The organism is Paracoccus sp. FO-3 (assembly GCF_006386455.1).
Classification (GTDB): Bacteria; Pseudomonadota; Alphaproteobacteria; order Rhodobacterales; family Rhodobacteraceae; genus Paracoccus; species Paracoccus versutus.
Map to the genome: position 1 here is coordinate 1 of NZ_VCBQ01000151.1, position 8,585 is coordinate 8,585.

Below are 8,585 nucleotides of genomic sequence, written 5' to 3' on the forward strand. Positions count from 1 at the left end.
CGCCTCGAAGACCAGCGTGGCGTCCAGGCGCGTGAGCCCGGTGCCGCCATGCTCCTCGCCGACATAGACCCCGCCCAGGCCCAGTTCGGCCGCCTGCGCCCACAAGGCGCGCGGGATGGTGCCAGCCTCTTCCNCTCGGCCGCGCCGAAATCCCGCGCCAAAGCGAAAATCGCCCCCTGTTCCTCGGTCAATCCGAAATCCATCTCATCCCCCATATCGTCGTGTTTCCCGGCCGGCCGGCGGGCGAGCCTCGCCTTAGCGCGAGGCCTCCATCTCGTTGGGCGCCGTCGCCATTGCCGGCGCCAGCTCGACCCGGCCGCGATCCAGCACGATCACCTCGCGCTCGGCCACCCGCGACCGGAAGCGAATCTCGCCGCCGCCAAGATCGAAGATTTCGGTCTGGATGGTTTCTCCGGGATAGACCGGGCTCGAAAAGCGCAGGGACATGTGCCGCAGCCGTTCGGGCGCGCCGGGGCAAAGCACAGAGATCAGCGCCCGGCAGGCAATGCCCATGGTGCATAGCCCGTGCAGGATCGGCCGATCGAAACCGGCCTGCCGCGCCAGTTCCGGGCTGGCATGCAACGGGTTCAGGTCGCCGCTGAGCCGATAGAGCAGCGCCTGCTGCGGCAGGGTGGCATGGCTCAGGACATGATCCGGCGCGCGCGCTGGCAGGGGCGCCAGCGGCGGCTCGGGCGCGCCGAACATGCCGCATCCGCCATCGCCGCGCAGCATGTAGGTCGAGCTGACGCGGGCAGCGGGCCGGCCTTCGGCATCGGTCAAGGTCTTGCGCAAATAGAGCCATGCGCCCTGTGCCGCGCCGCCGTCGACGACGCCGGTGACGCGATATTTCGCGCTGACCTCGCCCTCGGGCGGCAGGGGGTGCAGGATGTCGAAGCGCTGCTCGGCATGCAGCAGCTTCTGCCAGCCCAGCCGCAGTTCCGGGCGTTTCACCCACATGCCGGGATGCGCCAGGATGTTGACCATCGAGGGAACGGCGCGCAGATCCTCCTCATAAGTGAAGCGCAATTCGTCCTGGCTCAGCGGGTCGCTGCCGAAGCCGATGCCGAGCGCGTAAAGGATGCTATCCTTGCTCGAGTAGCTTTGCCGGGTCTCGTCGAACCGGAAGCGGCGCAATACTTCAATATCCATTCTTCTCTCGTCACTTGCCCCGGCGGGCCAAGTAATCGGCGCTCGCCTCCAGGAAGGCGCGGCAATGCGCATCATCATCGTAGTAACAGTCTTCGCCGCGCTGACGCGACAGCACGTAGAATACCGCAGTTTTCCAGGCCACGAAGGCGGCGAACCAGTCCAGATCGGCCAGAGCCCGGCCTGTGCGTTCGCCGTAGCGGGACAGCAGATCCGGGATCGCCGGGAATTCCGCCTGGTAGAGCGCCCGGCCGAGATCCTGCAACGGCGTGCGTGCGACCCCCGGCGCGGGATAGGCGATCATGAAATAGCCCAGGTCCAGCCGCGGGTCGCCAATGGTGCTGAGCTCCCAGTCCAGCACCGTCGCCAGCCGGGGCGGAAGCTCGGCCGCCCACATCAGGTTGCCCAGCCGGAAATCGCTGTGGACCACGCATTGCCGGACCGCATCGGGAACGCTTTCGTCCAGGCGCCCGGCCATGGCGCGCAGGGCCTCGCCTTCGTGGCCGGCAAGATCGGCAATCAGGCCGCGCAGCATGGCGAAGTGCTGGCGGTTGGCTTCGGGCTCGTCCAGCGGGCGCGCGGTGATCCGGGCGGCGTCGATGCCATGCAGATCGGCAAGCGCGTCGATCATCGCATGGGCCATGCCGCGGGGATCCTGCCGCAATGGCTCGGGCAAGTCGCCCGAGATCACGATGCCGGGCACATGTTTCATCACGTAGAGCGGCACATCCAGCGCCTCGCCCGCCGCGGCCATCGCCAGGATCCGGGGCGCCAGGACGCCCGCGGTGTTGAGCTTGGCGATATGGCGCGCCTCGCGCAGCACATCCGGCGCATTGGCGCGAATCACGGGCTGGTGACGCACGATCAGCCGCGAATCGTCCATCTCGACCAGCGAGGTTATGTTGGAGTGCCCCTCGCCGATGATTCGCACCTCTGGCCGGCCGCCTTGCGGCGCCAGTCCCCGGGCCTTGAGCCAGGAGATCAGCCGATCCGTGTCGGCTTCGGTCCAACTCCACTCCATGTCGTCGTCCTGTCTGCAGGTTTGCGCGCCTGCCCGGGCCGGGCCGGCATGATACTTTGACTGCTGGCATATTATAATGCAAAGAACATAGTTCAAGATAAATGTTATGCTTGCGTATCGTATGCATTAGTGCATATTTACAGTGCACGGGAGGAAAAGGCATGGCGAACAGATCTATCCACAGCACCGGCGCTTACCTGCCATTGCTGCGATTCGAGCGGAGGGCGGCGCGAGCCGAACTGGCCTGGTCGGGCTTGGGCGGGAACGGCAAGGGCCGCCGCGCGGTCGCGGGCTGGGACGAAGACGCCTTGACCCAGGCGGTCGAGGCGGCGCGCGAGGCGCTTGCCCAGGCGCAGGGCGCGATCGCGAGGGTGGTGTTCGCCTCGACCTCCTCGGCCTTTTCCGACCGCTCGCAGGCGGTGATCATGGCTGATGCGCTGAACATCGCCCGCGACGCAGAGACGGCCGACCTGGCCAACTGCCGCCGGTCGGCCGTCTCTGCGCTGCTGCGTGCGTTGCGCGGCGCGCCGGGGACCGAACTGATCGCCGCAGGGGAAAGGCGCCTGACCCAGCCCGGCAGCGCGGGGCATCTGTCCTGGGGCGACGGCGCCGCGGCGGCGGTCGTCGGCGACGGTCCGGGCCTGGCGCGCTTGCTGGGGGCGGGCCGGGTCAACCTGGACCTGCTCGACAGCTATACCTCGGTTGCGCGCGGCTTGCCCTATGCCGCCGAGGAGCGTTTCTCGCGCGATTCCATGGTATCCGAGGCGCTGATCCCCGCCGCACAGGCGGCGCTGGCCGAGGCGGGGCTGCGCGGCGAAGATGTCGCGCTGGCCGTGATGCCCGAGGCCGTGTCGGGGCTTTATGCCGCGGCGGCGCGCAAGCTTGGCATGACGGCGCCGAACGTCATCGACCGGCTGGCCCCCGAGGCTGGCGAACTGGGCACCGCCGCGCCGCTGTTCGGGCTCGCGCTGGCGCTGGAGCAGGCCGAGCCGGGCCAGATCGTGCTGCTGGCGGGATGCGGCAACGGCTGCGACGTGCTGGTGCTGGAGGTGACCGCAAAGACCCACAATCGCCCGGCGCACCAAGCGCTGGACGAGGGTGTGCCCTTGACCAGCTATTCCCGCCTGCTGTCCCTGACCGGCGGCATCGAGCTGGACTGGGGCCCGCGCGCCGAGGTGAACCAGAAGGTTTCCGCCAGCGTGCTGGCCCGTCACGGGCGCGAGATGCACGGATTCGTCGGCGGCCGCGATCAAGGCGGCAACGTGCAATTCCCCAAGACGCCGATGCCGGTCAACCCGGCCTTGGCCGAGCCCGGCGTCTATGAGGATGTCATCCTGCGCGACGAACCCGCCCGCGTGGTCTCGATCACCGCCGATCGGCTGAACTTCACCCCCGATCCGCCCTTCTATTTCGGCCTGGTGCAGTTCGAGAACGGCGCGCGCGTGGTGATGGAGCATTGCGACGTCGAGGGCCAGGCGCAGCAGGTCGGCGCCCCCTTGCGGATGCGCTTCCGCATCAAGGCCATCGACCGGCAGCGCCAGTTCCGCAGCTATTTCTGGAAGGCTGCGCCGCTGGCGCGTCCGCAGCTTGCAGCAAAGGAGTAACCCCATGGCACAAGGTATCCGCGACAAGGCTGTCATCCTCGGCATGGGCTGCACCCGCTTTGGCGAGCGCTGGGACATGAGCTCGGACATGCTGATGGCCGAAGCCTTCGAGGAGGCGCTGACCGATGCCGGCATCGCGCGCGACCAGATCGGCGCGGCCTGGCTCGGCTCGGCCCTGGACGACGTGAACGTCGGCAACTCGGCCATTCCGCTGGCCACGGCGCTGCGGCTGCCGCCGATGCCGGTCACCCGGGTCGAGAACATGTGCGCGACCGGGACCGAGGCGCTGCGGGCCGCGACCTATGCCGTCGCCTCGGGCGCGGTGGACATCGCCCTGGCGCTGGGGGTCGAGAAGCTGAAGGATACCGGCTTTGGCGGCCTGCCGATCCGCACCAAGGGATCGGTCAACGACCTGTGGATGCCCTATGGCTCGGCGCCGGGCACCTTCGCGCAACTGGCCGGGGCCTATGCGGCGCGCCACGGCATCGACGCGGGCGACCTGAAGCGCGCGATGGCGCATGTGTCGTGGAAGTCGCACCAGAACGGCGTCCATGCCGAAAAGGCCCACCTGCGCAAGGCGGTCACGATGGAGACGATCCTGAATGCGCCGATGGTCGCCGACCCCCTGGGGCTTTTCGACTGCTGCGGCGTGTCGGACGGTGCGGCGGCCGCGATCATCTGCACGCCCGAAATCGCCCGCAGCCTGTCGAAGGACGCGCTGGTCTCGGTCAAGTCGGTGCAGGTCTGCGCCTCGAACGGCTGGGAGATGCAATATGGCGAATGGGACGGCTCTTATGTCCGCAACACCCGCATCGCCGCCGGCCGCGCCTATGACGAGGCGGGTATCACCCCCGCCGATCTGGGCCTGACCGAGGTCCATGACTGCTTCTCGATCACCGAACTGGTGACGATGGAGGATCTGGGCCTGTCGCAGGACGGACGCGCGGTGTTCGACGTGCTGGATGGCGCCTTTGACGCGACCGGCCGGCTGCCCAGCCAGATCGACGGCGGGCTGAAATGCTTCGGCCATCCGGTCGGGGCTTCGGGCCTGCGCATGGCCTATGAGGTCTATACCCAGCTGAAGGGCCGCGCCGGCGCGCGCCAGCTTGCGAATATCGACTTTGGCCTGACGCACAACCTGGGCGGCCAGCCGTCGAACTCGGTCGCGGCGGTGTCTGTGCTGGGCCGGCTGCAATAACGGAGGAAAACGCATGGCAGGCAAGTATTACGAAGAGCTGGAGGCCGGCCACGTCATCCGCCATGACGTGCGCCGCACGGTCACCGACTGGGATAACATGCAGTTCTCGACGATGACCATGAATCCCGCGGCGATCCATATCGACCACGAATATTGCAAGACGACCGAGTTCGGCAAACCGCTGGTCAACAGCGTCTTCACGCTGGGGCTGGTGGTGGGCCTGTCGGTCGGCGATACCACGCTGGGCACCACGGTCGGCAACCTGGGCTGGGAGGAAGTCAAGTTCCCCAGGCCGGTCTTCGCCGGCGACACCATCCGCGCCGAAACCGAGGTGATTGCCAAGCGGGAATCGAAGTCGCGCCCGACGCAGGGTATCGTCACCTTCCTGCATCGCGGCCTGAACCAGCGCGACGAGGTGGTCTGCGAATGCAGGCGCCTTGCCCTGATGATGAAGCGCCCGTCATGAGACTGACATCGCTGCTTTTCGTTCCCGCCGACAGCGAGAAGAAATACCGCAAGGCGCGCGAGACGGCGGCCGACGGGCTGATCCTCGACCTCGAGGACAGCGTGGCGCCGCCCAACAAGGATGCCGCGCGCGCCATGGTGGCCGGCTGGCTGGACGAAGGGCCGAAAGGCCCCGCGCTGTGGGTTCGCGTCAACGCGCTGGACAGCGGCCTGACGCTGGCCGACCTGGCGGCGGTGGTGCGGCCGGGGCTGGCGGGGATCATGCTGCCCAAGGCCAACGGCGGGCAGGACGTGCTGCGCCTGGGCCATTACCTCGACGCGCTGGAGGCCCGCGCCGGCCTGCCGGCCGGGGCGATCCGCATCATCGTCGTGGCGACCGAGACCGGCCCGGCGATGTTCAACCTCGGCTCCTATGCGCCGGCGCATCCGCGGCTCGCGGCCCTGACCTGGGGCGCCGAGGATCTGTCGGCGGTCGTCGGCGCGACCTCGAACAAGGGCGCCGACGGCGACTGGTCGCAGCCCTATCAACTGGCGCGCAGCCTATGCCTGATGGCGGCGGCTGCTGCCGAGGTTCCGGCGCTGGACACGCTCTATGCCGATTTCCGCAACGAAACCGGGTTGATCGATGCCTGCGGGGTTTCGCGTCGCGACGGTTTCGCCGGCCGGCTCGCCATCCACCCGGCCCAGGTCGATCCGATCAACCGCGCCTTTGCCCCCTCGGACGCGGATCTGGCGTTGGCCGCCCGCATCGTGGCGGCATTCGATGCCGACCCCGGCCTCGGCACGATCGGCATCGACGGCAAGATGTACGACATCCCCCATCTGAAGCAGGCGCGGCGCACCCTCGCCAGTGTGCAGGAAGGATAACCATGTCCCAGACGACCAACCAATCCGCCGAGGAACTGGCCGAAACCCGCGCCGCGATCCGCGAGGGCGTGCGCGCCGTCGCCTCGCGCTTCGACGCCGACTACTGGCTCGCGCGCGACGAGGACGGGGTGTTTCCGCGCGAATACCACCGCGCCATGGCCGATGCCGGCTGGCTGGGCATCACCATGCCCGAGGAATACGGCGGCGCCGGCCTTGGCGTGACCGAGGCCGCGATCATGATGCACGAGGTCGCCAGCCACGGCGGCGGCATGGCCGCGACCTCGTCGGTGCATATCAACCTGTTCGGGCCGCACCCGATCGTCGTTCACGGTACGCATGAGCAGAAATCCGAATGGATTCCCCGGCTAATCTCGGGCTCGGACCAGGTCGCCTTCGGCTTTACCGAACCGGACGCCGGCCTGAACACCACCCGCATCAAGACCTTTGCCGAGAAGGTGCCGGGCGGCTATCGCGTGCGCGGTCAGAAGGTCTGGACCTCGACCGGCCAGGTCGCCAACAAGATCATGCTGCTGACGCGCACCACGAAATTCGAGGATTGCAAGCGTCCGACCGACGGCATCACCATCTTCTATACCGACCTCGACCGCAGCAAGATCGACGTGCAGCGCATCCCCAAGATGGGCCGCAAGGCGGTGGATTCCAACGCGATCTTCATCGACGACCTCTTCGTGCCCCACGAGCACCGCATCGGCGACGAGGGCCGGGGCTTCAGCTACATCCTCGACAGCCTCAACCCCGAGCGGGTGCTGATCGCGGTCGAGGCCATCGGCATCGGCCAGGACGCGCTGCGCCGCGCCACGCAATACGCCAAGGAGCGGGTGGTCTTCGACCGGCCGATCGGCCAGAACCAGGGCATCCAGCACCCCTTGGCCGAACGCTGGATGTATCTGGAAGCCGCCTGGCTGATGGCGATGAAGGCGGCCGAGCTTTACGACGCCGGCAAGCCCTGCGGCGCCGAGGCGAACACCGCCAAGTTCCTGGGCGCGCGCGCCGGTTACGAGGCCTGCGAAAGGGCCATCTTCACGATGGGCGGCTTTGGCTATGCCAAGGAATACCATGTCGAGCGGCTGTTCCGCGAGGTGGCGGTGACACGCATCGCGCCGATCACCGAACAGCTGATCGCCAGCTTCATCGCCGAGAAGGTTCTCGGCCTGCCGAAATCCTACTGAAAGGCTGTTTTCATGACCAAGGCAATGGAAGGCAAGGTCGTCCTGGTAACCGGCGCGGGCCGCGGCGTCGGGCGCGGCATTGCGCTGGACATGGCGCGAGCCGGGGCCGCCGTGGTGGTCAACGATCTGGGCGTGGCGCTGAGCGGCGCCTCGGAAACCGGGCTGAGCCCGGCGCAGGAGGTGGTGGCCGAGATCGAGGCCCTGGGCGGTCGGGCCATCGCCGACGGCCATTCCGTCGCGGACTGGGACGGCGCCCAGGCGATGGTGCAGGCGGCGCTGGACAGTTTCGGGCGCATCGACGCGGTGGTCAACAATGCGGGCAACCTGCGCGACGTGCTGTTCCACCGCATGTCCGAAGAGGAGTTCGATTCTGTCATCGCGGTGCATCTGAAGGGCACCTTCAACGTCAGCCGCGCCGCCGCGCCGCATTTCAAGGAACAGGGCTCGGGCGCCTATGTGCATATGAGCTCGACCTCGGGCCTGATCGGCAATTTGGGGCAGGTCAACTATACCGCCGCCAAGCTGGGCATCGCCGGCCTGTCCAAGGCCATCGCCATCGACATGCAGCGTTTCGGCGTGCGCTCGAACGCGGTCGCGCCCTTCGCCTGGACGCGCATGGTCTCGTCGATCCCCGACGAGACGCCCGAGCAGAAGAAGCGCGTCGAAGGCCTCAAGAAGCTGGTCGCGGAAAAGATCGCGCCCTTCGTCGTAGCGCTGGCCTCGGACGCGGGCAAGGAGGTGACGGGCCAGATCTTCGGCGTGCGCAACAACGAGATCTACCTGTTCTCGCAGCCGCGTCCGATCCGCACCGCGCATACCTCGGATGGCTGGACGCCGGAAACCGTGGCCGAGCGGGTCTTCCCCATGTTCCGCAACGATTTCTATCCGCTGCACAAATCGGGTGACGTCTTCACCTGGGATCCGGTCTGAACAGACCGGAGGGTTCTAATCGGGGCGCCATCTCTCGCCAAGACTGGCCCCGCCAACAACGGGAGGGATGCATGAAGAAGATCTATGCGAGCGCGGATGCCGCTCTGGACGGCCTGCTGAAGGACGGGATGCTGATCGCGGCCGGGGGTTTCGGGCTTTGCGGC

The 8,585-nt window shown here is 67.5% G+C and carries 8 protein-coding genes and 2 pseudogenes; 7 read left to right on the forward strand and 3 right to left on the reverse strand.

Annotation, left to right across the window (positions count from 1 at the left end; genetic code table 11):
- The 3 genes and pseudogenes from FE811_RS24515 to FE811_RS24525 all read right to left on the reverse strand — a co-directional run.
- Positions 1–203 (reverse strand): annotated as a pseudogene (locus FE811_RS24515) (acyl-CoA dehydrogenase family protein); the annotation flags it as partial.
- A gap of 52 nt (positions 204–255) precedes the next feature.
- Complete coding sequence (locus tag FE811_RS24520) at positions 256–1,149, reverse strand: MaoC family dehydratase (RefSeq protein ID WP_181180956.1); 894 nt, start codon at positions 1,147–1,149, stop codon at positions 256–258.
- 10 nt (positions 1,150–1,159) lie between these two features.
- Positions 1,160–2,167 carry a phosphotransferase family protein gene (locus FE811_RS24525; RefSeq protein ID WP_140849114.1) on the reverse strand — a complete coding sequence of 336 codons (1,008 nt, stop codon included), beginning with the start codon at positions 2,165–2,167 and terminating at the stop codon, positions 1,160–1,162.
- Positions 2,168–2,328: 161 nt separating this feature from the next.
- Here FE811_RS24525 and FE811_RS24530 point away from each other — a divergent pair, with 161 nt between their 5' ends.
- From FE811_RS24530 to FE811_RS24560, 7 genes and pseudogenes are all read left to right on the forward strand, one after another.
- Complete coding sequence (locus FE811_RS24530) at positions 2,329–3,771, forward strand: OB-fold domain-containing protein (protein ID WP_140849116.1); 1,443 nt, start codon at positions 2,329–2,331, stop codon at positions 3,769–3,771.
- Positions 3,772–3,775: 4 nt separating this feature from the next.
- Positions 3,776–4,969 (forward strand): acetyl-CoA acetyltransferase, encoded by a 1,194-nt coding sequence (locus FE811_RS24535; protein ID WP_140849118.1) that lies wholly within the window; start codon positions 3,776–3,778, stop codon positions 4,967–4,969.
- A gap of 13 nt (positions 4,970–4,982) precedes the next feature.
- Positions 4,983–5,435 (forward strand): MaoC family dehydratase, encoded by a 453-nt coding sequence (locus tag FE811_RS24540; protein ID WP_140849120.1) that lies wholly within the window; start codon positions 4,983–4,985, stop codon positions 5,433–5,435.
- Complete coding sequence (locus tag FE811_RS24545; RefSeq protein WP_140849122.1) at positions 5,432–6,301, forward strand: CoA ester lyase; 870 nt, start codon at positions 5,432–5,434, stop codon at positions 6,299–6,301. The genes FE811_RS24540 and FE811_RS24545 overlap by 4 nt, the downstream gene beginning before the upstream one ends.
- Before the next feature lie 2 nt (positions 6,302–6,303).
- Positions 6,304–7,491, forward strand: a complete 1,188-nt coding sequence (locus FE811_RS24550; protein WP_140849124.1) for an acyl-CoA dehydrogenase family protein — start codon at positions 6,304–6,306, stop codon at positions 7,489–7,491.
- 12 nt (positions 7,492–7,503) lie between these two features.
- Positions 7,504–8,421, forward strand: a complete 918-nt coding sequence (locus FE811_RS24555) for an SDR family NAD(P)-dependent oxidoreductase (RefSeq protein WP_140849126.1) — start codon at positions 7,504–7,506, stop codon at positions 8,419–8,421.
- A gap of 71 nt (positions 8,422–8,492) precedes the next feature.
- A pseudogene (locus tag FE811_RS24560) lies at positions 8,493–8,585 on the forward strand (succinyl-CoA--3-ketoacid-CoA transferase); the annotation flags it as partial.

What these genes read in the sequence shown, in the direction of transcription:
- FE811_RS24540 (WP_140849120.1), top strand. Translation starts at nt 4,983, where the DNA reads ATGGCAGGCAAGTATTACGAAGAGCTGGAGGCCGGCCACGTCATCCGC.
- FE811_RS24535 (WP_140849118.1), top strand. Translation starts at nt 3,776, where the DNA reads ATGGCACAAGGTATCCGCGACAAGGCTGTCATCCTCGGCATGGGCTGC.
- FE811_RS24525 (WP_140849114.1), bottom strand. Translation starts at nt 2,167, where the DNA reads ATGGAGTGGAGTTGGACCGAAGCCGACACGGATCGGCTGATCTCCTGG.
- FE811_RS24550 (WP_140849124.1), top strand. Translation starts at nt 6,304, where the DNA reads ATGTCCCAGACGACCAACCAATCCGCCGAGGAACTGGCCGAAACCCGC.
- FE811_RS24520 (WP_181180956.1), bottom strand. Translation starts at nt 1,149, where the DNA reads ATGGATATTGAAGTATTGCGCCGCTTCCGGTTCGACGAGACCCGGCAA.
- FE811_RS24555 (WP_140849126.1), top strand. Translation starts at nt 7,504, where the DNA reads ATGACCAAGGCAATGGAAGGCAAGGTCGTCCTGGTAACCGGCGCGGGC.
- FE811_RS24530 (WP_140849116.1), top strand. Translation starts at nt 2,329, where the DNA reads ATGGCGAACAGATCTATCCACAGCACCGGCGCTTACCTGCCATTGCTG.
- FE811_RS24545 (WP_140849122.1), top strand. Translation starts at nt 5,432, where the DNA reads ATGAGACTGACATCGCTGCTTTTCGTTCCCGCCGACAGCGAGAAGAAA.